Consider the following 25,218-nt stretch of genomic DNA (forward strand, 5'->3'; position numbering starts at 1 on the left):
GGCTTATCCGTTTCTTGAAGCGCCGCTACTTGTTGGCAGCGTCGACGAAGGAGGGATCAATGATCTTCTCGGCCGATACGTCGGCGGTCAGAATGCCAGCCTGCTTGGCCGCCTTGAGCACGTCGCCGAAGGTCCTGCTGGTGAAGTCGCCGGCAAAGGCCTTTGCTGCTTCAGCGGTCGAGTAATACTGCACGCCGTCGAAGGCGGTCGCGAGATCTTCCGGCGAGGCGCCGACTGCCTTGGCGATGATCGTCCGGTCTTCCGCCGTGTTGGCCTTGTAGTCGGCGAGCGCGGCGTCCCAGGCCTTCAGCATCGCCAGCACTTGGCCTGGCTTCGACTTCAGCACTTCCTCGCGCACCACGAAGACGTCCGAGACGAGGCCCGGATCCTTGCCGGCCTCGAAGAGCATCTTGATGTTCTTGTCCTGGGCGCGGGCGGCGGAGATATAGGGCTCGTAGGTGACGGCAACGGGGACGCGGCCGGCAATCAGCGCCGAGCCCGCATCGGCGGCCGGCATCGGCACGCGGGTGATGTCATCGATGGTGAGGCCGTGGCTGGCCAGCGCGTAGTTGAGGAGGATGTCGCTCGTCGTTCCTTCTTCGAAGGCGATGTTCTTGCCCTTCAGGTCTTCCACGCTCTTGATGTCACCGCCGGCGAGGATCGCGTCGGCCGAGAGGCTGAAATCGAGGAGCGAGACGATCTTGACAGGCAGGCCTGCGGCGACCATCGCCATGGCGGTGTGGGTGGCGATGTTGGCCGCATCAAGCTGGCCGCTCGCCAGCGCTGCGTTGATGTCCTTGTCCTCGGTGAAATTGACGATCTGGACGTCTTCGAGGTTCTGCTTCTTGAAGAGATCCTTGGCGGCTGCCACGTGCCACTGGCCGTAGCCGAGCCAGGGCTCGATGCCGAGCTTGAAGCTGCCCGCCTCCGGCTTGGCTGGAATGTCGGCCGCACCGGCAGGCAGCGCCTGCGTCAGCAGCCCGACGAGGCCGACGGCGAAGGCGAGGCGAGAGAATTGGTGTCTGATGGATTGGTCTGTCATGGTTACCCTCTCTTTGTCCTTTGAGTTGTTGATTTAGGCATAATCGGCAACGCCACTGCTATCTATCTTCAGCGTTCGCCATCCCTTCGCAGATAGGCGTCGCGGACCGGCGAGACCGCGTGGGCATGCGAGGAGAAGCCCTCGTAGACGGCGAGCCGGTGGGCATGTTGGGCAAACTCAGGATATGCCGGCGCCGTGACGTAGCCGATCGAACTGCGCTTGACGAAATCGGTGACCGAGAGCGGCCCGAAGGTGCGCGCCCAGCGGCTCGTGGGCAACACGGCGTTCGGCCCCAGGCAGAAGTTGGCAATGCTGACAGGCGTGTGGAGGCCGAGCAGTATTTCGGCGGCCTCGGTGATATGGCCGAGATGGGCGAAGGCGTCGCGCGACAGGATTTCCAGGTGCTCGGGCGCGAAGGCGTTCACGACTTCGTAGCTCTCTTCGAGCGACGAAGTCAGCACGATGCCGCCGCAGGTGCCCGAGAGGACCGTCCGGGAAAAGGCGACGCGCTGTTCGGTCATCCGCGCCCAATGCTGCGGCAGGGCCGCGAGCGCCTCTTCCGCGACGCGGCGACTGTGGGTGACGAGATAGGCGGAGGAGTCCGGCCCATGCTCGGCCTCGATCAAGAGATCGAGTGCCGCAAGGCCGCCATGCACGGTATCGTCGGCGAAGATCATGGCTTCCGAGGGGCCGGCGGGCAGGCCGGTGTCGATGACGCCGGCAAGGCTGCGCTTGGCCGCGACCACCCAAGGGCTGCCGGGACCGACGATCTTGAGCGCCGGCTTGATCGTCTCCGTGCCGTAAGCGACGGCCGCAACCGCCTGTGCGCCGCCGACCTTGTAGACCGTTTCGACGCCGGCAAGGCGGGCGGCCACCAGCGTTGCCGCGTCCACCGTGCCATCAGGTGCCGGTGGCGTGACGATGGCAAGCTCGGGAACACCTGCGACCACGGCCGGCACCGAAGTCATCATCGTCACTGACGGAAACGAGCCCTTGCCGCGCGGCACGTAGAGTGCCACGGACCGGATCGGCGTAAACCGGTCACCGGCAAAGGCCCCGTTCCGGATTTCCTTCAGCGACATGGCCGGCGGCTTCTGCTCCTCGTGGAAGGAGCGGATGTTCTGGATGCTGAACTTGATAGAGTCGATGACAGCGTCATCGACGAGCTTGAAGGCGGCGTCGAACTCGGCTTCGCTGACCTTGATGCGATCCTCGGAGATGTCGGCCTTGTCGAGCTCCCGCCCGAAGCGCGCCACCGCGCGGTCGCCTTCAGCGCGCACCGCCTCAAGGATCGGCCGCACCTTTTCGATGAAACCAGAAATATCGGTCTCAGATCGGCGCAGGAGATTGGCTTTCGCCTCCGCACTCAGCTTGGCATAGTCGTAAAAGGAAACGTCGCTCATTGCAGGTGCCCTCGTTTGCGCCGGAAACGGCGCGGATAGTCCTCGCACGGTTTTGCGCTCATGCGGTCTCTGCGCTTCACCGTAGCCGTTATGTACGTACCTCTCGCCATCGGCGCCTTCAACGCCTTTTTCGCACAGCTGCGAGGTGTTCCATGATCGTCGCCGCAGCCGCCTTGCCCTTCGCACCGGTTTGGCCTCCACGGCACTAACATGCGAAAACACTTATGCAAAAGGCTGCTGCCGGCATTGCCAGGAAGGTAGTCCGATCCTGGGCGGCGGCGCCCGCTACTCATTAGCCGAGCAAGCCGCGTACCGGTTCAGATAGGGTCGGCCGTAGGGCTGAGTTCTGCGGAAGATCTCTCAGATTGACGCAAGGAAACCGCCGTCGACTGGAAGGCAGTGGCCGGTGATGTAGGCGGACGCGTCGCTGGCGAGGAAAATCACGGCGCCGCCGATGTCGGCGGCTTCGCCGAAGCGGCGTTGCGGGATCCGATCCAGCATGCGCGCCTGCCAGGCCTCGTCACGATAGAAGTCCTCCGTCATCGCGGTACGGAAATAACCGGGCGCGATCGCGTTGACGCGGATGTTCATTCCCGCCCACTCCGTGGCCAGCGCCCGCGTCATCCCGAGCAGTCCGGATTTCGATGCCCCGTAGGGCACCGCGGTCGGAATGCCGACGAAGGAAGTTAGTGAGCAGAGATTGACGATGCTGCCGCCCGAGACTTGCCGCGCCATCTGCCGGGCCGTCGCTTGTGCCCAGAAGAAGGAGCCCTTGAGGTTGGTGTCGATGATCCGGTCCCAGAGCTCGCCATGGACATCCAGCGACGGGGACACCTGCTCGACGCCGGCGTTGTTGACCAGAATGTCGATATGGCCGGCCGAATCCTCAAAGGCTGACAGGGTCGTTTCGATCGACGCGAGGTCGGTCACGTCCTGGGCCGCAATATAACAGCGCCTGCCGCGCGCCTCGATGCGCGCTCTGGTCTCAGCAAGGGCAGCTTCCTCGCGCGCCGTCACACACAGATCCGCGCCTGCATCGGAAAGCGCCAGCGCGATCGCCTGGCCGAGCCCACGGCTGGCACCGGTCACGACGGCGATACGGCCCTCAAGGCTGAAAGATGATACGGACATTGCTGCTCCCTTCGCAAACGGCGCTCTGCGTCGTCCGGCTCAACGCGCCGAAGCAGCCTGTGAAAACGGCGCCATGCAATCACCTTTTCGCCGCCATATCTAGTGCGATGCGATCAGCGTGCCATTGTGTCCCGCCGGCATTGAGCGCCGGACCCGGTCCTGAACAATCTCGGGACCGATGAGTTTCTTCAAGACAGCGCAACCGATGGAGATCATCATGCCCGGGAAGGACAAGGAACTGTCGCGTGAAGAAGACTATCGCGATCTCGAAGAGCGCAATATCGATGAAGGCTGGCCTTATGCCGATAAGGGGCCAAAAGGAGCCGCTTCGGCAAATCGCGCCTATGGTTCAGATGACTCCGGCCGAGACGACAATAGTGGCTTCCGGGTGGACGGTGTGGACGAGGATGGCAATGAGAATCCTCTCAAGGATTCGCTGCGCCCAGGTATGATCGATCGCGACGACAGCGGTGAACTGGAAGCGAAGGTGACTGAGAACCTCGAGAACATCCCTGACCTTGATATCGACAGTATTGACGTTCACGCGGACGGCCATACCGTGACCCTTGAGGGACAAGTCGAAACGATAGGAATGGCACGCAAGGTTGAACTCGCGGTACTCGCTGTCGATGGCGTGCGGCATGTCCGGAACAACATCGAGACAATAGCGGCTGACTCGCATATTCCGACTGACGATTGACGAAATGGCACGGCGAGATCCAGACGGTCGAGCGCTTGCGCTCTTCCGTCAGATACATTGGCGCCACAGTGCGTAGGGTCCGCGAAATCCGTCCGGTCCTTGAAGTTGGATCTTCGCATGCTCAACGGAAGAGTTCGGGCAACTCCGCTCGGGCGATCGCTCGGAGCCGGTCTGCCTCGGCTTTCTCGATGGAGCGGTATGGCCAGCGCAGCTCCGTTCCGACGGGGCCCCAGCCGCCGATTGCGCAGAGCAGTTTGTCGAGCGCGGCATTCGAATAGCCGTAAGTTTGGCGGAATGGAACGATGTGGCTGTCCATGAACGCGCAAATCCGCTTCTCGATCGCCAGCGCCGCGTCGATGTCTTCTGCCATCAAATCGGTCCACCACTGGGCGCCGCGCGGGCTGAGACAGGCCACGTTGGAAAAGGCGCCGGCGGCAACGCCGTGTTTCATGCCGGTCGCGAGGTGATGGCCGGGAATGAAAAGTGCGAACTCGTCAAGGTATTCGCGGGCAGCGGCATACCAAGCGGCATCGCCATCGGCGAGCTTGATGCCGACGACGGCAGGCAACGGGCGGCAGATGGCAGCCAGATCGCGCGGCGACAGTGCCCGCTTGGCATGTGGGGGATTGTAGAGGATCAGGGGGATTGCCTCTGCCTCATTCGCCGCGCGTTTCAGGAAATCGATTGCCTCAACATCCGTGACCGGCCACCAGTCCGGCAGAATGACCTGGATCGCCAGCGGCTTCAGAGCGGATGCGCGTGCAACACGCGACAGAGCGATGTGCGGATCGGGCTGGCAAGCGCCGATCACGAAGGGCATGCCGGCACTCGTGCAACGCTCCGCGAGGGTGATCTGGATCCTCTCGAACTCGGCGTCGGTCTGATTGTGGAACTCGCCAGCCGTACCGTTCGAATAGATGCCATCGACCCCCGCTTCGATCAGGATGTCGATCTCTTCGCCGAGTGCCGCGAAATCGATCGCGTCGTTCCCCATGAGCGGCAGGAGAAGGCTCGCCCAATTGCCGGCGATCGAATGTCGTCTCTGCGTCGTCAAGGCATGGCTCCCAAAGGTATGTCGTCGCGAATGCACGCCTTGAGATGCCCCGGCGCGACTTCCCGCAACTCCGGAACGGCCTGGCTGCAGGCTTCGATTGCGTGCGGACAGCGGGTGCGGAAAACACAGCCGCTCGGAGGATTGGCGGGGCTTGGAATTTCACCCCTCAGCACCTGCCGGTCGCGTTTGGCGCCGACATCCGTGGAGGGAATGGCGGAGAGAAGCGCGCGCGTATAGGGATGCTGCGGCCGGGCATAGAGATCGCTGCTCGTCGCGATTTCCATGATGCGACCGAGATAGAGGACGATCACCCGGTCACAGATGTACTCCACGACGGCCAGGTCGTGCGAGATGAACAGCATGGTCAGCCCGAGCCGCTGCTGCAGATCGCGCAGCAGGTTTATGACCTGCGCCTGAATGGAAACGTCGAGCGCCGACACCGGCTCGTCGGCGACAATCAGTTCCGGGGCCAGGGTCAGCGCTCGCGCAATGCCGATGCGCTGGCGCTGGCCGCCCGAGAACTCGTGCGCGTAGCGATTGATCGCTTCTGCCGGCAAGTCGACCTGTTCGAGAGCCACACGGGCGCGTTCGAGCCGTTCCTTGCGGGTTCCGATGCGCTGGATTTTCAGGCCCTCGGTCAGGATTTCACCGATGGTCATGCGCGGCGAGAGACTGGCGAAGGGATCCTGGAAGATATACTGCATGCGCGGACGCATGCGTCGCATCGCCGTGGATGAAAGGCCGGTCAGTTCGACGCCATCGAAGCGGACGTTGCCAGATGACGGCTCGACCAGGCGAAGGACAGAGCGGCCGATTGTCGTTTTTCCACTGCCGGATTCGCCGACGAGCCCTACGACTTCACCCTTACCGATGTCGAAGGAAATGTCCTTCAGGATTGTCAGCTGCGTACCGTGGGATGCGTAGCTTTTCGACAGGTCGCGAACGGAAAGCAAAGGCTCGGTCATCTAAATCTCCCGCCAGCGAATGCATCGGCTCTTATGAAGCGGTCCGACGGCTTCGAGTGCCGGAACCGCTTTCCCGCAGGCCTCGATTGCAAATTGGCAGCGCGGTGCGAAGGCGCAGCCGGAAGGCATGTTCATGAGGCTCGGAACGACACCGGGGATGGCCGCGAGCTTTTCGCCCGACTGTTTCATCCGGGTCGCATCGCCAGGCCGGGGCATCGAGGCGAGGAGGCCCTTCGTGTACGGGTGCTTTGGATTGTTGAAGACCTCGCCGACCGGGCCTTCCTCGACGATGCGGCCGGTATACATGACGGCGACGCGATGGGCGATCTGGGCGACGACGCCGAGATTGTGCGTGACGAACAGTATGGCCATGCCGCGCTCGCGCTGGAGCTTCAGCAACAGGTCCAGGATCTGCGCCTGGATCGTCACGTCAAGTGCGGTGGTCGGCTCATCCGCAATCAGTAAGGTTGGATCGCAGGCAAGCGCCATGGCGATCGTCGCACGTTGACGCATGCCGCCGGACAGCTCGTGCGGATACTGGCCAGCCCGACGTTTGGCGTCTGGAATCCCGACGCTCTCCAGCAGCGAAATCGCGTTGGCCATCGCGACTCTCCGGCTTGCTCCGCGATGAATGCGAATGGGCTCGGAGATCTGGTCGCCAATCGTATAGACGGGATTGAGACTGGACATCGGCTCCTGGAAGACCATGCCGATGTCGTCGCCGCGAATGTCGCGCATCTCGTCTTCCGTCAGCGAAACCAGATTACACCCGGATCCGTCCTTTCGGCGCAGCCGGATGCTGCCTGCCGCTATCGACCCGATGTTGCGGGTCAGAAGTCGCATGACGGAAAGGCTGGTTACCGATTTGCCCGAACCCGATTCTCCCACCAAGGCCACGGTCTCTCCCGCGCCGACGGTCAGGTCGACGTCGTTGACAGCCGTGACATCGCCTCCGCGAATGCGGAAGATGGTCTTGAGGCCCTGAATGGCGAGGATCGGTTCGGTTGACTGCATGGAGATCACCCGCGAAGCAGACCGGTTGCACGCAGGATCTCGTTGATCCTCGCTGTTTCAGCTTCGTCGAGCGCTGCTCGCGGGCGCGGCATGACGGCGTTGTCGATGATGCCGAGGCTCTTCATCGCGGTCTTGAAGCCACCGATGCCGGAGGCGCCGCCGCTGACGCGGCCCTGGGCAACCCAGACGATTTCGAAGAGCCGGCAAAGCCGTTCCTGCTCCTTGCGTGCGGCGACCCAGTCGCCACGCTGGGCGGCATCCCACAGGCGCACGTAACCATGCGGATCGACGTTGGCGATGCCAGGGACTACGCCGTGGGCGCCCATCAGCAGGGCGTTGTCGACGACAATCTCCGAGCCGGTCATCAGGAACACGTCCGGCTGATCGGCAAGATCGAGCAGGGCATAGCGGAAGTTGCCGTCATCGCCGCTCGAATCCTTGAGGCCGATGATCGTGCCTTCTCTTGCCAAAGTCACCGTCGTCTGGCGCTGCAGCTTGACGTGAACGCAGACCGGAATGTCGTAGGCGACGAGCGGTACGTCGACGGCGTCGCGGATAAAGCGGAAATGGTCGAGGATCTCGGCTTGGCTGGTGACAGTATAGAAAGGCGCGGTGGCAACGACGGCGTCGGCGCCGGCACGCTTGGCAACGTCAGCGTGATGAATGACGCGATCTGTTGTCGGATCGATGACGCCGACGATCAGGGGCACGCGGCCATTCACCACCTTTGCCGAATGCTCGATGATCTCGCGGCGGGTCTTGTCATCGTGGAAAATTACTTCGCTTGTCGAGCCGAGCACGAAAACACCGTGACAGCCGCCCTCGATGAGGTGCTCCAGGACCCGCGTGTAGGACGGATAGTCGACCGTGAAATCCGCATTGAGTGGCGTCACGACCGGAGGAATTACACCTTTGAATTTCGTCATTGTCTCTTTCTTTCGGATGATCAGTTTAGTTCAGCACGAGGGTCAAAAGCGTCCCGAAGACCGTCGCCGATGAAGTTGATGGCAAGCACGGCAAGGATGAGCGCCCCACCCGGGAACAGCCATTGCCAGGGATATTGTTCGAGGACCGCCGTCGACCGGGCAGCATTCAGCATGTTGCCCCAGCTTGCGGCCGGCGGGGCGATGCCGAGGCCAAGGAAGGAAAGTCCGGCTTCAAGCAGGATGGCGTTGGCAATCTGCAAAGTCGCGTAGACAACAAGGATATCGATCGAATTCGGCAAGCCATGCCGGAAGAGGAGATGCGGCAGGCCGGCGCCCATTCCCCGAGCGGCGATGACAAAGTCACGCTCACGGAGTTCCAGAAGCCGTGCACGCACCATTCGCGCCAGAAGTGGCCAGGACAGCAACGAGATGACGAGTACCGTCGGCCAGATGCCCGTGCCGGCGATGGAGGCGAGCACGAGGAGAAAAATCACCGGCGGCAACGTCATCACGAGGTCGACGAACCGCATGCCCACGGCGTCGGCCCAGCGGCCGCCAAGGGCTGAGACAGCACCGAAGAGAAAGCCGATGACGGCCGACAGCAGCGTCGACGCAATAGCGACGAGGAGCGAGATGCGGCCGCCTTCCATGACGCGGGCAAACACATCGCGCCCGACGCCATCGGTACCGAACCAATGTTTCAGGCTTGGGCCCGAGTTCATCGCCAACAGGTCGATGTCGTTCGGCTTGAAGCTCCACCAAAGGGGATAGGTGAGGATCATTGCCAGGACAGGAACAGCCAGGCAGACACCGAAAACGGCGGCGCGGTTGATCAGGAAGCGGTCGAGTGCACGGGCGAGGGGGCCGGGACTGCGGCTAGGGGTTCTGGCCAGCATAGTTACGCCACCTTGATGCGCGGATCGATCACCGCGTAGGTGATATCCGTTAGAAGGTTCACGACGATCACGCAGGCTCCGATAATGAGCGTCGCGCCCATGATGACCGGGTAGTCGCGGGTCTCGACGGAATCGACCAGCAGCAGGCCCATACCCGGCCAGTTGAAGACGCTCTCGATGAAGATTGCGCCGCCGATGGCAAGGCCGATGGTCGAGCCGATGAGCGTAACGACAGGCAGCAGCGCATTGCGCAAGGCATGCTTGACGATCACCCAGAACTCGACGACACCCTTCGCCCGCGCCGTACGAACATAATCCTGATTGAGCACTTCAAGCAGGGAGGCGCGCATATAGCGCATGATCAGAGCCGCTTGAGCGACCGCAAGAAGAGATGCAGGCAGGATCAGGTGATGCACCAGATCGAGGATCGAGAAGGCCTCGCCAGGCGTCAGCATGCCGCCGGATGGCATCCATTTGAGCCGCACCGCGAAGACGTAAAGTCCGATCAACGCGCTAAGGAAAGCCGGGCTGGAAATGCCTGTGAGGGCAAGTACCGAAAACGAGAGGTCGGCGAAGGAGTTGCGCCGTACGGCGCTGACGATGCCGGTGGCGATGCCGACGATGATCGAGATGACGAGAGCCGTTCCCATCAATAGGACGGTGGGGCCGATCCGCGACAAGACGAGGCCGAGCACCGACTGATCCATCCGCTTGATCGAGTAGCCGAGATTGCCGGCCAAGGCCTGCTGCAACCAGGCCAGATATTGTACGGGCAGCGGCTGGTCGAGACCGAGCCTGCTGCGCAGCTCGGCCAAATCAGCTGGCGACATGGGAATATTCGGATCGATATAGGCGTCGATCGGATCGCCAGGGGTGAGGCGCAGCAGAAGGAAAATCAGCATGCTCAAGGCAAGCAGCATGCCTATCCCAATCGCCAGGCGCCGGAGACTGTATCTCAGCATTGCAACTCCGTCCTGAAAGGGTGGCAGATGCCACCCCCTCGTACCAATGGGCGGTCTTTACTCGGCGATCGACCAGCGCTGCGGATCGGCCTGGTAGGGACCGCCTCCGGGAGCGGGAGTCCAGACGAAATCCTTGACCTTGGTGGAGACGACGCCATAGCGGTTTGCCACCCAGAGCGTGCCCCACGGGAGCTGGCTGTTCATGACCTTGCAGACCTGCTGATAGCGCCCGTCGCGCTTTGCCGCGTCTGGCTCGCCGAGGGCGGCATCGAGCGCGGCCGTCAGATCGGGCATCCGGGCGCGAACGACGTTCGGGCCGGCCGGCGGGATCTGCTTTTCGTTTAGCCCGACATTGATGCTGCCGGCGTCCGGTCCGTTTTGCAGGCCGGCATAAACCAGCTGAAACTGCGAAATATCCGCGTCCGGCTTCAGGACGATGCTGTTATAGGTCGGCGCATCGACGGCACGTGGCACGACGTTAATGCCGACCTGCGCCAGCATCGCCTGAACGGCGGCCAGCACATTGGTCGCCAAGGGCGTCGTGTAGTAGGTCAGGAGCGTGATCGGCTTGCCGCCGTTGATCTGGTCCCAGCCAGCTTCCTTCAGGAGCGCTTTTGCCTTTTCCGGATCATAAGCATAGGGATCGATGTCCTTCGGAACGAGCTGGTCAGCGACATAGGCGCAATTGGCCGGCTTCGCAGCACCGCCGTAGAGACTCTGGATGATTGCGTCACGGTTGATGGCGCGCATCACCGCCTGACGAACACGCAAATCCTTCCAGATCGGTGATTCATGATTGAATCCCAGATAGTTGACGACGAAGGAATTGCCTTCGATCACGCGGAAAGACTTGTCTTCCTTGAATGTTGGGACCTCATTGGAATCGACATAGGTGAACTGGATTTCGCCGGCGCGAAGAGCGGCGATCGCCGCCGCCGGATCGGCGAAGTAGCGATTGATGATCTTCTCCAGGGCCGGCTTCCCGCCGCGGTAGTCCGTGTTGGCGGCGAGTTCGACATACTGGTCGTTGACATACTTGGTGAACTTGAATGCGCCGGTGCCGATCGGTGACGTCGACCACCATGGGTTCTTGGCGAGCTGGTCGGCCGGTATTGCGGCGAGCGCATGCTCGGGCAGCATCATGACCTTGGTGAGCGTATCCATGAGGCTTGCAGATGGGGCGCTGAGTTTGAGAACAAGCGTGTGCTCATCGGGAGCTTCGACGGATGAAACCGGCGTCAGGCGGGCCGCGAGAACGGAGCCGGTCTTGGCGTTCTTGGCAAGCTCCATCGTGAACTTGGCGTCCTTGGCGGTAAACGGCTTTCCGTCGTGCCACTTCGCGTCGACGAGCTTGAACATGTAGGTCAGCTGGTCGGGGCTCACTTCATAGGACGATGCAAGAACGCCGACCGGCTTCTGCAGCTTCGCATCGTAAGTCACGAGCGGCTCGAAATAGATGCTGAGCCATGTGAAGCCGGCGGTGGCTGCAAGCGGATTGAAATTGCCTTGGAATCCGCCAGGCCCGACGTCGAAGCCGCCCGACAGGGTTGCGGCTTGCGCCGGGCGGGTGAGGCCTGACGCGACTGTTGTTGCCATCATCGCGGCGATTGCGATCGCCGAAAGTCGGGACAGAGTGTTCATTGCGTTCCTCCCACATTTGAACTTGTCTTGTTGTTTGTGATTACCTGCGCGATGCCTTCGTAGTGGCGGTCGAGGCGGCGGCGAGCCTCCTCCAGGTCCCGGGCTTCGACGGCATCGACGATGGCGGCGTGATCCCGCCAGGTGGCCATCGGGTCGACGTTATCGAGATTGACGAAATCCGAGGCCTTGTAGAAAGCGAGCCAGAACACGTCGATTAGCCGGCTCAGCGTTTCGTTCTCCTGGCAGCGGAAGAGCAGACGATGAAATAGCTGGTCGTCCTCGGCGAAGGATTCACCGCGCTCGGCGTGCGCTTTCATGCGGTTGACGGTGGCGCGGAGCTCGGCAATGTCGTCCTTGCTGATCGTCTCCAAGGTCTTGCCGATCAGGCCGACTTCGAGCGTCCGGCGGATCTCGATCACTTCCTCAATCTGGCGAAGCGCCCCGCCAAGGCCATAGGCAAGGTTGTCGAGCAGCGGCTCGAACGAGAAGGCCTTCACGAAGATTCCGACGCCGCGGCGCGATTCCAGGACGCCCAGGGATTCCAGCGCCTTGATGCCCTCTCGCAGGGAGTTGCGGCTGACGCCGAGTTGGGTCGCAAGTTCGCTCTCTGCCGGCAAAAGGGTTCCGGGCTTCAGGCCATTGTCATTGATGTAAGCACGCAGGCTCTCCTGCACGGACACATGCAGCAGGGGGGCTCTTGTCAAAGGCTTCATGGTCTTTAGGGGCATGCCGGGTCTCGCTGCAGAAATTCCAGATGCCGAGATACATATCCACTTGTAGGATATCTGTCAAATGAACATGTCAACGAAGGCGCCGTAGGGAGGTTTGTCGTAGGGTTCGGCAAAGAGGCTTGGTACTTGGTCTTCCGCCCGTGGCCTTGCCGCCCGCTCGGGGGGGCTGGCCGAGGGATTGGAGCCAGGATCTCCTTGTTTCCCCATCTCTGCCACACAAGTTCAGCAAATCCTGCGGGGAGCGTAATCCATCCAACTCATAGGTTTTGGTTATCGTAACGATCAGTAAATCCAACTTAGAATTATCGCCATTTTCCGATATGAAGGAGGAAAGGGAGGATGTATGTCGATCGGTGTACCCTTGGCTTGAGTGCTGAACCTCATTTGGAAACGGCGCAGCGCCGTTGACTGGTTTGGCAGATCCCCCTTTAGACGGCAGAAAATTCAAGGTAATCAAGGAGAACGTTATGGACCAGAAAACCGACAGCGCGGGCAAATGTCCTGTTGCGCATGGCAATACGCCCCGTGGTCGATCCAACCGCGACTGGTGGCCGGACCGGCTGGACGTTCAGATCCTTCACCAGCATTCCGACCTGTCCGATCCGATGGGGACGGCGTTCAACTATGCCGAGGAATTCAAGACGCTCGACCTCGATGAGGTGAAGAAGGACCTTCATGCGCTGATGACCGATTCGCAGGACTGGTGGCCGGCCGACTTCGGTCATTACGGCGGCCTGTTCATCCGCATGGCATGGCATAGCGCAGGCACGTACCGCATCACTGATGGCCGCGGCGGCGCCGGTGCCGGTCAGCAGCGTTTCGCGCCACTGAACAGCTGGCCTGACAATGCCAACCTCGATAAGGCCCGCCGCCTGCTGTGGCCGATCAAGCAGAAATACGGCAACAAGATCTCCTGGGCCGACCTGTTGATCCTGACGGGCAACGTTGCACTGGAATCCATGGGCTTCAAGACTTTCGGTTTCGCCGGCGGCCGCGCGGACGTATGGGAACCCGAGGAACTCTTCTGGGGTCCTGAGGGAACCTGGCTGGGCGATGAGCGCTACAGCGGCGAGCGTGAACTCTCTGAACCGCTTGGCGCCGTGCAGATGGGCCTCATCTACGTCAATCCCGAAGGCCCGAACGGCAACCCCGATCCGGTCGCGGCTGCCCACGACATCCGCGAAACCTTCGCCCGTATGGCCATGAACGACGAAGAGACGGTGGCGCTGATCGCCGGCGGTCACACCTTCGGCAAGACGCATGGTGCCGGCGATCCTTCGTTGATCGGCGCGGAGCCGGAAGGCGGTGCGATCGAGGAGCAGGGCCTCGGCTGGAAGAGCACCTTCGGTACCGGCGTCGGCAAGGACGCCATCACCGGCGGTCCTGAAGTGACCTGGACGCAGACGCCGACTCAGTGGAGCAATTACTTCTTCGAGAATCTGTTCGGCTTCGAGTGGGAGCTGACGCAGAGCCCGGCCGGTGCGAAGCAGTGGAAGGCCAAGAATGCCGAAGCTTCCATTCCTGATGCTTTTGATGCGTCGAAAAAGCAGCTTCCCACAATGCTGACCACGGACCTGTCGCTGCGCTTCGATCCTGTATACGAGAAGATCTCGCGCCGCTTCCTCGAAAATCCTGATCAGTTCGCGGATGCCTTCGCGCGCGCCTGGTTCAAGTTGACCCACCGCGACATGGGTCCGAAGGTCCGTTACCTCGGTCCGGAAGTCCCGGCGGAAGACCTCATCTGGCAGGATGTCATTCCGGCCGTCGACCACAAGCTTGTCGACGATGCTGACATCGCCGCGCTGAAGGAGAAGGTTCTTTTGACCGGCTTGTCCGTGCAGGAGCTCGTCTCGACCGCCTGGGCTTCTGCCTCGAGCTTCCGCGGCTCCGACAAGCGCGGCGGCGCCAACGGTGCGCGCATCCGGCTTGCGCCTCAGAAGGACTGGGAAGCGAACCAGCCGGCGCAGCTCGCCAAGGTGCTCGGTGTCCTCGAAGCTATCCAGAAGGACTTCAATGCCGCCCAGACCGGTGGCAAGAAGATCTCGCTCGCCGACCTGATCGTTCTCGCCGGCGCTGCCGGTGTCGAGAAGGCGGCAAAGGCTGGCGGTCATGACGTCACCGTGCCGTTCACGCCTGGTCGCATGGATGCCTCGCAGGAACAGACCGACGTGGCGTCCTTCGCCGCGCTGAAGCCGCGTGCTGACGGTTTCCGCAACTATGTCGGCGGCCGGCAGTTCATGAAGCCGGAAGAGGCCCTTGTCGATCGCGCCCAACTGCTGAGGCTGACCGCGCCGGAAATGACCGTTCTCGTTGGCGGACTGCGCGTGCTGAAGGCTGGTCAGCCCGAGCATGGCGTCTTCACGTCTCGTCCCGAGGCGCTGACGAACGACTTCTTCGTCAATCTCCTCGACATGGGCACCCAGTGGTCCCCGGTTGCGGGTAAGGAAGGCGTTTACGAGGGACGCGACCGCAAGACGAACGAACTTAAGTGGACCGGCACCCGCGTCGACCTGATCTTCGGCTCGCACTCGCAGCTCCGCGCCTTTGCAGAAGTCTACGGCCAGTCCGATGCGAAGAAGAAGTTCGTCAAGGACTTCATCGCAGCCTGGAACAAGGTGATGAACGCCGATCGTTTCGATCTGGCCTGATCGATAAAATATTGGTGGGCGCGGCGGTAAGCCGCGTCCATGCATCCGTCCTCATTGTCACCGCGCTCGGCTGTGGTGAAGGTCTCGGTCGCCGGTTGAGCAGCTTTCTGCTTTCTCATCCCTTGGGCTTCCGCCCGAAATCCTTGCGAAGCTCGTCCTTCGCCTTCTCCAGCTTTGTTCGCTGTGCCTTGGAGAGTTGCTGACCTGCACGGTTGATATAGAAATTCAGCATCAGCCGTTGTGACGCCGGTTCCTCGATGCAGGACGGCACCGCCGCCAATGAGCCACGCCCGTTAGCACGCCAAGTGCGAAGCGTAGAACGTCTATGACGACGTGACGGTGCTGAAGCGCTCGCACCAGAAAATCACCGAAAGGTAGGCCGCTTTACCGCCAATGAGGTACGTGCAGTCAATGCGCGGTTGTGGTTTTATGGGGCCGGCCAGATGCGGCCGCTTGTATTGCGTCTCGGGCCCGTCAGGCATTCTGGCGGGCCCATGCAATTTGTGGCGCTTGCCGAATTGGACGGGTGCACGCGCGGAACATCAAGCGTTTCGAACGGCTCTCCAACAATCCAATGATGGAGATGCGTATTTCTCTTGCCTTATCCGCATTGCTGTTGGTCTGGCTGTTTGCGCCTTGCGGCGCACAATCGCTTCCCGACCAGGCCGGTCCGTCGCTCGGACAGTCGAGCTCCACCCAGGCACAAGAGGAGATCACCAATCCAGGCGGATTTGGTCGAGCGCCCGCAGGCAAGGCAGTTGACCGTGCAACCACGCAAAGCACGATCAAGCCTCGCGGTGAGATCTCAGATCAAATCCACGCGTAAGCCGGTCATCAGTCCGTAGGGACTGCATCCGCTAGGTGTTCGAGGCAGAGATCCCGGCGTGTCGTCGACCGCCGGCAATGGCTCACAAGAACAAGGTTGGGTCTGTTCGGCTAGCGGGCGGCGCTTGATTTGGCCACGCGAGGACGCGTGGCATTCCGGCTATCGCGCGGGTCCGAGCTTCCAATCCGAGTCGCCAGACGGACAGGCGAGACCCTTGAATCGGGTTTCTCCCTCCAGCGTCCGCTGGGTCGTTACAAAGGCGCGGCATGAACTTTCAGGATCAACGCCAATTTCTTCGATCACCCCCACACTTCCCGTCGACGGATTCGCCCAGGCAAGGGGGTTCACTCCGACCGCGCCGCGACTGACCGTATCTGCGATGACCGCCTGATCCGTCTTCGCAGGCGTCGGACTCGACTGCGGGATCGCGGTGGTTTCCAAGGGTTCTACCTTGGTGCATCCCGCCAACAGCAAGGCCGCGAGGGCCAATTGCATCACGCCTATGTTCTTTCGCGTCATCTAGACTTTCCGATGATAGTTCTCCCGCATCGTAGCGTGCAATTCTGACAGCTACCTGAGGAACTACTATAGAAATGGGCGCAGTGCCAGCCAGTTCCGTTCATTCCGACGCATTGCTTGTGAGTTCCACCGACTGCGCGCCTGCCCCAAGTCGGCGTTCAACGATGCTGCCCGGCCATCCCGACCCGCCGGGTGACCTTCTAGTCCGTTGATTGCGGATTCACGGCCCCGCGGGTGCCGGTTGATCGTCGTCTGGCCTATCAGTTCTGGCGCGCAGCGTCCGCGAGCCAGCTTTTTACGGCAGCCACGGATGCCGCATGACGGGGCTTTCGTGGCGAGATGACGTAGAAATCCGACCCAGCGGTAAGTTCGGTTGGCAACACACGGAGAAGGCGGCCCGACGCAATGTCCTCGTCCACAAAAAACGTGCTCGTCAGAGCAAGGCCCTGGCCAGCAATCGCGGCCTCAATCGCCAGGGAGGTCTGATTAAACCGAATATTCTTGGCGGTCGCCGGCGCTCCGTTCGGAAACGCCAATTCCAGAAACTGCGGCCAGAGATCGTGGCCATCGTGAAGGCGCGGGTAGCGCGAGAAATTGTCCTCTTGGTCGGGGAAGCCGAGCTTCTCCACCAGTAGCGGGCTGCCGACGGCAATAATCACGTGATCGAACAGCAGCTCCGCATTCAAGTTCGGTCCGAAGGGTGGCCGGCCATGACGGACGGCGAGATCCACCGCATCGGTTTGGAAATTGGCAATGCGATCACTCGCCAAGATGCGCAGATCAATGTTGGGGTGAGCCGCGGTAAAATCCGGCAGGCGAGGGATCAGCCATTTCGAGGCGAATGTCGGCGTCACGCTGATTGTCAGGTGAAGCGGTTCTGGTTTCAATGTCTCGGTTGCCTCCGAGATCAGCTCGAAAGCACGGCGGATGTTGGTCACATAGCTCTGGCCAGCCTCCGTCAACGCCAGCGTTCGCGGAAGCCTGTCGAACAGCTTCAGGCCCAACTCTGCTTCCAAGCCCCGAATCTGTTGGGCGACAGCACCCTGGGTGACCCCGATTTCCTCGGCTGCCAGGCGAAAGTTCAGGTGCCGTGTGACGACCTCGAACATGCGAAGGCCATTAAGCGAGGGAAGACGTCTAATACCTTCTGCCATTCAATAGATTTTCTACTGCTTTCTGAGAACGAAACTGGCTCGCACCGATGCCACACGAGTGATATCACGCTTTGCAGGCAACTGTAGACCGCAATTGCATGCGGGTCCTCTTTAAGGCAGGAGAGTATGATGTCAGTAGAAAAGGTAGCGGTGATCACGGCCGGCGGCAGCGGAATGGGCGCCGCCGCGGCGAAGCGTCTTGCAGCCGATGGGTTCAAGGTGGCGATCCTATCATCGTCGGGGAAGGGCGAAGAGCTTGCAAAGGCGCTGGGGGGCGTCGGCGTCACCGGCTCCAACCAATCAAATGACGATCTCCGCAAGCTCGTTGATCTCGCGATCTCCACTTGGGGACGCATCGACGTGCTCGTGAACAGCGCCGGCCACGGTCCGCGCGCGCCCATCCTCGACATATCGGACGAGGACTGGCACCGGGGCATGGAGGTCTACCTTCTGAACGTCATCCGTCCGACACGGCTGGTGACGCCGCACATGCAGAAGCAGAAGGCCGGCGCGATCATCAATATTTCGACCGCATGGGCGTTTGAGCCGAGCCCGATGTTCCCGACGTCGGCCGTGTTCCGCGCCGGGCTGGCGTCCTTCACCAAGATATTCGCCGACACCTATGCCGCCGACAATATCCGCATGAACAACGTTCTTCCGGGCTGGATTGACAGCCTGCCGGCGACGGAGGAGCGCCGCGACAGCGTTCCGATGAAGCGTTATGGCACGAGCGAGGAAATCGCCGCGACGGTTGCGTTCCTTGCATCGACCGGTGCAGCCTACATGACGGGGCAGAATATTCGCGTTGACGGCGGACTAACCCGTTCGGTTTGATGCCGGCGGGCACTGCCCCGGGGTGAAAGGCCTCCGGGGCGGTATATCAGGAAACGGCGATTAGAAGCGGATGATCGCTCCGAAAATCGGGCCGTGCTCGATCACGTCGTAGGTGAAGCCATCGTTGCTGTAGTTGACGCCGAGGGCGCGGTAACCGGCAACCGCCGAGACGGTGTCGTTGAACTTATAGCCAATGCCCGCCAGCACGTCCCAGTCCAGGTCGGCACCTCCGCCGCCGATCATGCCCCAGCCGGTGAGATAGACCGTGTCGGTCAGCGAGTAGTTGCCTTTGATGCCCGCGACCCCGTCCACCCAATTGGCGCTATCGGTCCGCGACACGTTGCCGATGAGGCCACCGCTTAGCCCTATCGTTGTTTCGGCATGCCAGTATCTGGCACCGGCAACCACATCCAAGCGAGTCTTCGGATCTTCGTAGACGGTGTATCCGACGCCCAACAGTGCGCTGAATGTGACTGACTTGACATCGACCTCGTCAGCGACGACGCCCCGCGGTGTTGCCGCATCCGTCGTTATGCGAGCATAGATTATGTCAGTGAAGACGCTGAACCGGTCATAGCGGGCGTCACCGGCTGCCATGAAGGCAAAGTCCAGATCCTTCAAGATGTCGCTGAAATTCTGATTGATGTCGACGGTCGGGAGGCCGAACACCTGAGTCTTGCCGTCGAGGCCCGCAACCCAGAAGTAGGGTGCGAAGGAAAACGTCCAGCCATTCGGTTGCACGGCCTGAGGTTGTGGCGCCGTGGCGGGCAGGAGATCTGCTGCATGCGTGGGTGTGACGAACGCCATTGCGGCAGCGGCGCATGCGATCAGTGAAATCCTGCTATTCATGATGAACCTGTCCCCTCTCGCGATCAGGTCACAATAGCCCCGATTCATCGACCTGAACTGATATCGCAGACTGCACTAACTCTCGCCGTCCGCAAAGTGCTTATATTCTGTTCCTGATATCTCACATGAGAAGAGTACGCTCGGCGCCAGGCGATCTCGGCACGCGGCGTGGGACAGCATCCCGGCAGCGCGGAGCGGCTGCTTCATCCCCGCCAGAACCTTTTTCGCTCCATCAGTTCGTCCAACGACGATTGAGCGGCGGTGATCAGTTTTTCGCTGTTGCCAGCGACCATCAGGGATTCGACGCCGGGATGTGATTCCAGCTCCAAATTGTGAATGACAGTCGGCGCGGTTACCATGTCGTTCAGGAGACCGAGTTCGTCCTGCAATTTCTCCATCGCTTGGATGAACTTTTCGTAGCGTCGCTCGGCCTGCTTGCTGGAGAACAGGGACCTTAGGAATTCGCTCGCATATCTAAACTTCTTTGCCGCCTTGCGGGTTTCGTGCCGATGCTCATCGTCGGCTTCGACCAGAGACTTGCCGCGTTTTTTCAGTTTCTTGCGTTGACGGTCAAGGATGTCGATTGCGAAATCGACCACCGGTCCGTTCCGAATCTCTGCCGTTTCCACCAGCGCGAGATACTCTCCGCAATGCAGCCACTCGTTAAGGTCCAGCATAAAGGCTTCGGCACGCGAGCTGAAAAGCGCGTTCAGCACCTGCTCATAGGCGCTGTCGCGTGCTTCGAGCAAACGACTTTTTACGTCGCTGTTTCCAACCCTGGCAATCAGTACATCGATGTTGCGTGCCTCTCCGAGAACGCCCGCCAGCCACTTCAACTCTTCCTTCAACCGCTGAGATTCGGCGTCGACCAGGATCACCTTGTAGAGCGAGAAGGCAGATCGCAGCCGCCTGAGTGCCACGCGGGCCTGATGAAGTGCCGATGGGTTCGGGCGATTTATGACGATCGATTCGTTCAGCCGGAACTGCCGGAAACATGCTTCAGCAATGACCTGGAACGAGGCCGAGACCCGCAGGTCGCGGTCGAGATGCACGGGTTCCGCCTTGTATGCCGTTTGTTGCTCGCGGAGCAGGCGGTATCCTCTCTCCGCTTTCGAAGCGACACCGAAACGGATCGGGACAAGCGCCTCGATTCTGCGGGCAAGGGTGAACAGCGTATATGGCTTGCCGTCCTTCAGTTCCAGCTCCAATTCCCGGATCTGCATCTCGCGGTCGCCGGCAACGATCGAGCCCATGTCAAGGGCAACTTCAATCTGGCTCCCGTCCTGATCGACGTTCCAACGATGTCGCTTTACCAGGGTGGAAAACTGCCGGACGAGAGTGCCGTCCTCGATATCGAGTTCGGACCTCAGCGGGGTCGTGTAATCGATCACAGGAGTGTTGCCCGTGAGCGGCGTTTCCCACTCGGAGCGCGCAAAGATGGCCCTGTTCGGTCCCGCAGCCTTGACCGTTTGGACGTGCGCTTCGCCAACCGTACGGATTCGCAGAGAATAGCCGCCCTCCCATGCCTGGCGGTCGGGCGTGTCGAAATAAATGGAGGTCATGGAATCGACAGAGATCGGGCTTCCCAGCAAGCCGGATCCCAGCAATGTGTCCACCGCGTCGGCGCTCAGTTCAAGTTTCAGTTCTGTTTCTGTTGCCAATTACCTCTCCGCTCGGTTGCACAGTCCTAGGTGGAGGCAACTCTTTCACGATATAGAGCGGTGGCATCGGGATAAAACGTCCTGATGACAAAAACCTGAGCGGGAATGCAACCGCAGCGATCTTTCACAAGAAAAGCGATCGCTGCTCGTTGCGGTACCCCGTCCGACTATAAGAGGCAGGTGAGGAACCACCTCGTGCGTCGGTTGGACATGCTACTAGAGGCCAGGTCGGCGCTAGGAGCCGGATTGGCGAGCCGCTGTGTCCAGCGCTATAAAATCCGCTTCATCGAGAGCGATGCTTGCCGCCTCTACGTTTTCCTCAAGATGCTTTACCTTGGAGGTTCCCGGTATCGGCAACATCACAGGGCTGCGTTTGAGCACCCACGCCAGAGCAATCTGGCTTGGCGTCGCGTCGTACCTCTTGGCCAATCTGTCGAGGATGGACCCTGGACGGGCAAGCTCGCCTGCGGCCAGCGGGTACCACGGTATGAAGCCAATGCCCTCGCGCTCGCAGTAGTCAAGCACGTCCTCGCTGGCGCGATCGACGAGGTTGTAGCGGTTCTGGACCGTCGCGACGGGAAAGACCTTTCGGGCGGCCTTTATGTCTTCAACCGAAACTTCGCTTAGGCCGGCATGGGCAATGATGTCCTGATCCAGGAGCATCTTGACCGCGCCGAATTGCTCGTCGCGAGGAACCTTCGGGTCTATGCGATGCAATTGCCACAAATCGATCCGGTCGACACGGAGTTTCTTGAGGCTGCCTTTCGCGCGCTCGAGAAGATAGTCCGGCCGCCCGTTTGGCGTCCAGAGATCCGGTCCTTCGCGGGTCAGCCCTGCCTTGGTCGCGATCAGCAGCCCCTTGTAAGGATGCAGCGCTTCGCTGATGAGTTCTTCCGAAACGTCGGGGCCGTAGGAATCTGCCGTGTCTATGAAGTTGACCGCGATCTCGGGCAGGCGACGCAGGGTTGCCAGTGCTCCGGCCTTGTCCGCAGGCGGTCCCCATATGCCGGGTCCGGTAATGCGCATGGCGCCGAAGCCGAGACGGTTGATCGCGATGCTACCGATCGAAAATTGGCCCGATGCAGCCGCTGAGATCGTGGAATTGCCTGGCACTGATCTTCTCCCGATTGCCTGTTAGGTGGATTTGCTCGGGCCTTAAGTGGAGCGGGCAGGGAGCAATGCAAGTCAGGACTGTTCAGACTTGACCGTGCGCCCGGAGATCAGACGCAGCCACGGCGGCAGGTGGAAAGCGCACATCAGCAGGTACATCATGGCCATGCCATCCATGGGAAAGACATCCTGCATTGCGGAGCAGATTGTCTCTGCTCCGCCGCTTGCCATGGTGACAACCGCCATGATGGCGAAGGTGGGCGCTGCCGCAATACACAGCCAGTCGGCGATGTTTGCTGCATTGTCGGCCGGCTTCTCGACCGATGCGCTGCGCCTTGTCTGGTCGGAGGAAAGCATCGGCTCTACCTCCGGCCGTATTCGTCATGATGCCGCCACCAGATACCTTGCTCATTGCGGCCGAAGGGCGCGCGGTCGAGCCATTGATACACGCCCCAAATACCGTCCAGGCCGCGGGCATAGCTGGAGTAGGTGTGGTAGACCACGCCGTCCTCGAGCACGAAGGCGCTGAGGCCCGGCCTGTCGCGCGTATAGGTGGCGATGTCGGTTCCAGTCATCGCGGCGATCTGGCCGACCGGGGTCTCGCTGCCGCGCAACTTCCATTCCTGTACGGTTTCGCTCTCCTGCGGCCCCGGTGCCGGCGGTTCACGCCGGTAGTTATATTCTATCCCGCCTTCGCGCTGTTGCTGCTGGCTAAACAAAACGCTGAAGTCGTGGTTGAAATCGCTACCGAAGGAAGAGGCCCAGTCGAAGGTCCATCCCATCCGCTCTTTGAAGGCCTGTAGTTTGGGAAGCAGCGCGCGGGAAACGGCGGTGAAGGCGACGTCATGGTTCTCGAGGTGAACGACAACGCCGTTGAAGCCGTCCGCGATCGAGGAGCAAGAGGGGCATCCGGCTGTATAGTCAGGACCGAACATGAAGTGGTAGATGAGCAGTTGCGAGCGGCCCTTGAAAAGGTCGGCCAGCGAAGCGCTGCCGCTGTCGGTCACGAACCTGTAGTCCTTGTCGATCCGTACCCACGGCAGTTCCTGACGGCGTTGTGCCAGCATGTCGCTGCGACGGGTCAGTTCCTTCTCTTCTGCGAGCAGGTCGAGCCGCGCCGCAAGCCATTCTTCGCGTGTGCCTGTCATGTGCATCGTCATCATACTTCTCCTCTTGGTGCCTGTTGACGTAGCATGCCGCTCCTTGCGGCTGCTTGGTGATCGTGAGCAGACTAGGACCGCAGTGGGCGAGGGTGGGAGTTACAAGTTTGACGGGATTTCGATGGACTCGATGATCATCGCCGCGGCGAGGCTGCTTGCGACAGGCGATCTTCTCGGTGCGCTGAAGAGGGTGGCGCTGCGGAATGACGCGCCCGCGCTCGCCCTTCGCGGCATCGCGATGGCCCAGCTCGGGGATCTCGCGAGGGCAAAGGTCCTGCTGAAGACGGCTGCCCGTGCGTTTGGGCCAAGGGAGCCGGTCGCACGGGCGCGCTGTCTCGTCGCCGAGGCGGAAATCGCTCTGGTCTCGCGCGATCTAACCTGGCCTGCCAAGACACTCAGCTCCGCGCGGGAAGTGCTCGAAGCGCATGATGACCGCTTGAACGCCGCACATGCGCGACATCTCGAAGCCAGGCGGTCGCTGCTCATCGGCCATCTCGACGAAGCCGAACGGCTGCTCGCCGGGGTCGATCCAACACCGCTCCCGCCGCCCTTGCGAACGGCGAACGAGCTTGTCGTCGCAGGGATCGCCATCCGCCGGCTCCAGACGGGCGTTGCGCGCGCGGCACTGCTCCGGGCGGAAAATGCGGCGAGGGAGGCGGGAATCCCCGCGCTTCGTGCGGAGGTCGAAGGGGTCTCCGAGGTTCTGAAGGCGCCGGCGGCGCGACTGACCAGCCGCGGCGAGGAGCGGTTGCTGCTGCTGCAAGAAGTCGAGACAGTCCTGTCGTCCGGCACGCTTGTCGTCGACGCGTGCCGCTACGTCGTGCGGGAGGGCGACGCGTTCGTGTCGCTGACAACGCGCCCGGTCTTGTTCGCGCTCGCCCGTGCACTGGCGGAGAGTTGGCCGGCGGATGTATCGAGGAACGTGCTCGTTGCCCGTGCATTCAGGGCGAAGGATGCCGATGAATCGCATCGCGCCAGGTTGCGCGTCGAAATCGGGCGGCTGCGCGGCGAGCTTCACCGCATAGCAGATATCAAGGCAACCAAGGACGGCTTTGTGCTCGCGCCGCGGCGTGCCGACCAGGTGGTCATCCTGGCTCCACCGGTCGAGGAGCAGCATGGTGAGATCCTTGCTTTTTTGGCCGATGGGGAGGCCTGGTCGAGTTCGGCGCTGGCAATCGCGATTGGTGCGAGCGCGCGCACCGTGCAACGCGCGCTTGATGCCCTCGCTGAAACGGGCAAGGTGCAGTTTTTCGGACGAGGACCAGCACGCCGCTGGACTATCCCGTCACTACCGGGATTCCCGTCAACTTTGTTACTCCCAGGTCCACTGCCCAACGACTAGGATAAGCCCATGAAACACTCCCAAGCTGAAATCCTTCGTGAATATGGCCCCTTTCCAGATGTGAAGCAGGTGGGCGGCGTGACCTTTGACGGTCGGAATGTCTGGTTCGCGTCCGGCGACAGGCTGAATGCCCTCGATCCCGATGTCGGTGAGGTCGTGAATACGATCGCCGTTGCGGCACACGCCGGAACGGCTTTCGATGGGCGCTATCTTTTCCAGATTGCCGAGGACAGGATCCAGAAGATCGACCCGAAGACCGGCGAGATAGTCTCGACGATTCCGGCCCCCGGCAATGGCGGTGATTCCGGGCTCGCCTGGGCGGAGGGAACGCTTTGGGTCGGAGAGTATCGCGGCCGGAAGATCCATCAGATTGATCCCGAAACCGGCGCTGTCCTTCGCAGTATCGAGTCCAACCGTTTTGTTACCGGGGTGACCTGGATCGGCGATGAGCTCTGGCATGCCACCTGGGAGGGCGACGAAAGCGATATCAGGCACATTGAACCAGAGACCGGGCAGGTCCTGGAACGGGTCGAGATGCCGGCTGGTATCGGTGTATCGGGACTTGAGTCCGATGGCGCGGACCGGCTGTTTTGCGGCGGTGGAAACAGCGGCAAGATCCGGGCCGTCCGCCGGCCGAAATAGTCAGACCG

The 25,218-nt window shown here is 61.2% G+C and carries 23 protein-coding genes and 1 pseudogene; 5 read left to right on the forward strand and 19 right to left on the reverse strand.

From position 1 onward, the window contains the following. Positions 1–25: 25 nt before the first annotated feature. The 3 genes from AC1DE4_RS19450 to AC1DE4_RS19460 form a co-directional block, all read right to left on the reverse strand. Positions 26–1,042, reverse strand: coding sequence for an ABC transporter substrate-binding protein (locus AC1DE4_RS19450; protein WP_018857263.1), 1,017 nt, complete (start codon positions 1,040–1,042; stop codon positions 26–28). Between the two features lie 68 nt (positions 1,043–1,110). Next, positions 1,111–2,445: a histidinol dehydrogenase gene (gene hisD, locus AC1DE4_RS19455; RefSeq protein WP_018857264.1), complete on the reverse strand. Its 1,335-nt coding sequence runs from the start codon at positions 2,443–2,445 to the stop codon at positions 1,111–1,113. A 360-nt stretch (positions 2,446–2,805) separates the two neighbouring features. Beyond that, the gene (locus tag AC1DE4_RS19460; RefSeq protein ID WP_018117156.1) at positions 2,806–3,576 is read right to left on the reverse strand and encodes an SDR family NAD(P)-dependent oxidoreductase; all 771 of its coding nucleotides are present in this window, start codon (positions 3,574–3,576) and stop codon (positions 2,806–2,808) included. A gap of 217 nt (positions 3,577–3,793) precedes the next feature. Between AC1DE4_RS19460 and AC1DE4_RS19465 the strand changes: the two genes are divergently transcribed. Next, on the forward strand, positions 3,794–4,276 hold the full coding sequence (locus AC1DE4_RS19465; protein ID WP_018857266.1) for a BON domain-containing protein: 483 nt from the start codon (positions 3,794–3,796) through the stop codon (positions 4,274–4,276). 121 nt (positions 4,277–4,397) lie between these two features. Here the strand turns inward: AC1DE4_RS19465 and AC1DE4_RS19470 are convergent, their stop codons facing one another. Genes AC1DE4_RS19470 through AC1DE4_RS19505 form a run of 8 tightly spaced genes read right to left on the reverse strand, consistent with a single transcriptional unit; the run spans position 4,398 to position 12,462 of the window. Then, positions 4,398–5,330: a dihydrodipicolinate synthase family protein gene (locus AC1DE4_RS19470; protein WP_113471484.1), complete on the reverse strand. Its 933-nt coding sequence runs from the start codon at positions 5,328–5,330 to the stop codon at positions 4,398–4,400. Further along, entirely contained in the window at positions 5,327–6,295 is a 969-nt protein-coding gene (locus AC1DE4_RS19475; RefSeq protein ID WP_018117159.1) for an ABC transporter ATP-binding protein, read from the reverse strand. Before AC1DE4_RS19475 ends, AC1DE4_RS19470 begins: the two co-directional genes overlap by 4 nt. Further along, positions 6,296–7,309: an ABC transporter ATP-binding protein gene (locus tag AC1DE4_RS19480; protein ID WP_037089755.1), complete on the reverse strand. Its 1,014-nt coding sequence runs from the start codon at positions 7,307–7,309 to the stop codon at positions 6,296–6,298. It lies immediately after the preceding gene. A gap of 5 nt (positions 7,310–7,314) precedes the next feature. After that, positions 7,315–8,235, reverse strand: a complete 921-nt coding sequence (locus AC1DE4_RS19485; RefSeq protein ID WP_018857268.1) for a dihydrodipicolinate synthase family protein — start codon at positions 8,233–8,235, stop codon at positions 7,315–7,317. A 20-nt stretch (positions 8,236–8,255) separates the two neighbouring features. Beyond that, on the reverse strand, positions 8,256–9,131 hold the full coding sequence (locus AC1DE4_RS19490) for an ABC transporter permease (RefSeq protein WP_018857269.1): 876 nt from the start codon (positions 9,129–9,131) through the stop codon (positions 8,256–8,258). Between the two features lie 2 nt (positions 9,132–9,133). Further along, positions 9,134–10,093 carry an ABC transporter permease gene (locus AC1DE4_RS19495; protein ID WP_026371800.1) on the reverse strand — a complete coding sequence of 320 codons (960 nt, stop codon included), beginning with the start codon at positions 10,091–10,093 and terminating at the stop codon, positions 9,134–9,136. A gap of 57 nt (positions 10,094–10,150) precedes the next feature. Continuing rightward, positions 10,151–11,734, reverse strand: a complete 1,584-nt coding sequence (locus AC1DE4_RS19500; RefSeq protein ID WP_018857271.1) for an ABC transporter substrate-binding protein — start codon at positions 11,732–11,734, stop codon at positions 10,151–10,153. After that, positions 11,731–12,462 (reverse strand): FadR/GntR family transcriptional regulator, encoded by a 732-nt coding sequence (locus AC1DE4_RS19505; RefSeq protein WP_026371801.1) that lies wholly within the window; start codon positions 12,460–12,462, stop codon positions 11,731–11,733. Before AC1DE4_RS19505 ends, AC1DE4_RS19500 begins: the two co-directional genes overlap by 4 nt. Before the next feature lie 470 nt (positions 12,463–12,932). On the opposite strand from AC1DE4_RS19505, the gene katG reads away from it, so the two are divergent. After that, positions 12,933–15,113 carry a catalase/peroxidase HPI gene (gene katG / locus AC1DE4_RS19510; protein WP_477882614.1) on the forward strand — a complete coding sequence of 727 codons (2,181 nt, stop codon included), beginning with the start codon at positions 12,933–12,935 and terminating at the stop codon, positions 15,111–15,113. A gap of 115 nt (positions 15,114–15,228) precedes the next feature. Here the strand turns inward: katG and AC1DE4_RS19515 are convergent. The 3 genes and pseudogenes from AC1DE4_RS19515 to AC1DE4_RS19525 all read right to left on the reverse strand — a co-directional run. After that, positions 15,229–15,345: pseudogene (locus AC1DE4_RS19515) on the reverse strand (DUF3175 domain-containing protein); the annotation flags it as partial. A gap of 753 nt (positions 15,346–16,098) precedes the next feature. Next, positions 16,099–16,458: an RT0821/Lpp0805 family surface protein gene (locus AC1DE4_RS19520; RefSeq protein WP_018857276.1), complete on the reverse strand. Its 360-nt coding sequence runs from the start codon at positions 16,456–16,458 to the stop codon at positions 16,099–16,101. A gap of 260 nt (positions 16,459–16,718) precedes the next feature. Then, positions 16,719–17,612: a LysR substrate-binding domain-containing protein gene (locus tag AC1DE4_RS19525; protein ID WP_025660063.1), complete on the reverse strand. Its 894-nt coding sequence runs from the start codon at positions 17,610–17,612 to the stop codon at positions 16,719–16,721. Between the two features lie 129 nt (positions 17,613–17,741). On the opposite strand from AC1DE4_RS19525, the gene AC1DE4_RS19530 reads away from it, so the two are divergent. Further along, positions 17,742–18,446, forward strand: a complete 705-nt coding sequence (locus AC1DE4_RS19530) for an SDR family oxidoreductase (protein ID WP_018857278.1) — start codon at positions 17,742–17,744, stop codon at positions 18,444–18,446. A 60-nt stretch (positions 18,447–18,506) separates the two neighbouring features. Here the strand turns inward: AC1DE4_RS19530 and AC1DE4_RS19535 are convergent, their stop codons facing one another. The 5 genes from AC1DE4_RS19535 to AC1DE4_RS19555 all read right to left on the reverse strand — a co-directional run bounded on the left by AC1DE4_RS19535 (position 18,507) and on the right by AC1DE4_RS19555 (position 23,226). Beyond that, positions 18,507–19,295, reverse strand: coding sequence for a DUF481 domain-containing protein (locus tag AC1DE4_RS19535; RefSeq protein WP_018857279.1), 789 nt, complete (start codon positions 19,293–19,295; stop codon positions 18,507–18,509). Between the two features lie 203 nt (positions 19,296–19,498). Continuing rightward, on the reverse strand, positions 19,499–20,956 hold the full coding sequence (locus AC1DE4_RS19540; RefSeq protein WP_018857280.1) for a CYTH and CHAD domain-containing protein: 1,458 nt from the start codon (positions 20,954–20,956) through the stop codon (positions 19,499–19,501). Positions 20,957–21,190: 234 nt separating this feature from the next. Beyond that, on the reverse strand, positions 21,191–22,069 hold the full coding sequence (locus AC1DE4_RS19545; RefSeq protein WP_169682244.1) for an aldo/keto reductase: 879 nt from the start codon (positions 22,067–22,069) through the stop codon (positions 21,191–21,193). A 72-nt stretch (positions 22,070–22,141) separates the two neighbouring features. Continuing rightward, positions 22,142–22,423: a hypothetical protein gene (locus AC1DE4_RS19550; RefSeq protein ID WP_018857282.1), complete on the reverse strand. Its 282-nt coding sequence runs from the start codon at positions 22,421–22,423 to the stop codon at positions 22,142–22,144. Positions 22,424–22,428: 5 nt separating this feature from the next. Continuing rightward, on the reverse strand, positions 22,429–23,226 hold the full coding sequence (locus AC1DE4_RS19555) for a DUF899 domain-containing protein (protein ID WP_477882636.1): 798 nt from the start codon (positions 23,224–23,226) through the stop codon (positions 22,429–22,431). Positions 23,227–23,347: 121 nt separating this feature from the next. Between AC1DE4_RS19555 and AC1DE4_RS19560 the strand changes: the two genes are divergently transcribed. Continuing rightward, entirely contained in the window at positions 23,348–24,568 is a 1,221-nt protein-coding gene (locus AC1DE4_RS19560; RefSeq protein WP_018857284.1) for a hypothetical protein, read from the forward strand. 9 nt (positions 24,569–24,577) lie between these two features. Next, positions 24,578–25,210: a Vgb family protein gene (locus AC1DE4_RS19565; protein WP_018857285.1), complete on the forward strand. Its 633-nt coding sequence runs from the start codon at positions 24,578–24,580 to the stop codon at positions 25,208–25,210. Positions 25,211–25,218 lie beyond the last annotated feature (8 nt).

This window comes from Rhizobium sp. 10N414 (genome assembly GCF_056394785.1).

Coding starts and splice junctions, on each gene's coding strand:
- AC1DE4_RS19450 (WP_018857263.1), bottom strand. CDS start 1,042: ATGACAGACCAATCCATCAGACACCAATTCTCTCGCCTCGCCTTCGCC.
- hisD (WP_018857264.1), bottom strand. CDS start 2,445: ATGAGCGACGTTTCCTTTTACGACTATGCCAAGCTGAGTGCGGAGGCG.
- AC1DE4_RS19460 (WP_018117156.1), bottom strand. CDS start 3,576: ATGTCCGTATCATCTTTCAGCCTTGAGGGCCGTATCGCCGTCGTGACC.
- AC1DE4_RS19465 (WP_018857266.1), top strand. CDS start 3,794: ATGCCCGGGAAGGACAAGGAACTGTCGCGTGAAGAAGACTATCGCGAT.
- AC1DE4_RS19475 (WP_018117159.1), bottom strand. CDS start 6,295: ATGACCGAGCCTTTGCTTTCCGTTCGCGACCTGTCGAAAAGCTACGCA.
- AC1DE4_RS19480 (WP_037089755.1), bottom strand. CDS start 7,309: ATGCAGTCAACCGAACCGATCCTCGCCATTCAGGGCCTCAAGACCATC.
- AC1DE4_RS19485 (WP_018857268.1), bottom strand. CDS start 8,235: ATGACGAAATTCAAAGGTGTAATTCCTCCGGTCGTGACGCCACTCAAT.
- AC1DE4_RS19490 (WP_018857269.1), bottom strand. CDS start 9,131: ATGCTGGCCAGAACCCCTAGCCGCAGTCCCGGCCCCCTCGCCCGTGCA.
- AC1DE4_RS19495 (WP_026371800.1), bottom strand. CDS start 10,093: ATGCTGAGATACAGTCTCCGGCGCCTGGCGATTGGGATAGGCATGCTG.
- AC1DE4_RS19500 (WP_018857271.1), bottom strand. CDS start 11,734: ATGAACACTCTGTCCCGACTTTCGGCGATCGCAATCGCCGCGATGATG.
- AC1DE4_RS19505 (WP_026371801.1), bottom strand. CDS start 12,462: ATGCCCCTAAAGACCATGAAGCCTTTGACAAGAGCCCCCCTGCTGCAT.
- katG (WP_477882614.1), top strand. CDS start 12,933: ATGGACCAGAAAACCGACAGCGCGGGCAAATGTCCTGTTGCGCATGGC.
- AC1DE4_RS19520 (WP_018857276.1), bottom strand. CDS start 16,458: ATGACGCGAAAGAACATAGGCGTGATGCAATTGGCCCTCGCGGCCTTG.
- AC1DE4_RS19525 (WP_025660063.1), bottom strand. CDS start 17,612: ATGGCAGAAGGTATTAGACGTCTTCCCTCGCTTAATGGCCTTCGCATG.
- AC1DE4_RS19530 (WP_018857278.1), top strand. CDS start 17,742: ATGTCAGTAGAAAAGGTAGCGGTGATCACGGCCGGCGGCAGCGGAATG.
- AC1DE4_RS19535 (WP_018857279.1), bottom strand. CDS start 19,295: ATGAATAGCAGGATTTCACTGATCGCATGCGCCGCTGCCGCAATGGCG.
- AC1DE4_RS19550 (WP_018857282.1), bottom strand. CDS start 22,423: ATGCTTTCCTCCGACCAGACAAGGCGCAGCGCATCGGTCGAGAAGCCG.
- AC1DE4_RS19555 (WP_477882636.1), bottom strand. CDS start 23,226: ATGACGATGCACATGACAGGCACACGCGAAGAATGGCTTGCGGCGCGG.
- AC1DE4_RS19560 (WP_018857284.1), top strand. CDS start 23,348: ATGGACTCGATGATCATCGCCGCGGCGAGGCTGCTTGCGACAGGCGAT.
- AC1DE4_RS19565 (WP_018857285.1), top strand. CDS start 24,578: ATGAAACACTCCCAAGCTGAAATCCTTCGTGAATATGGCCCCTTTCCA.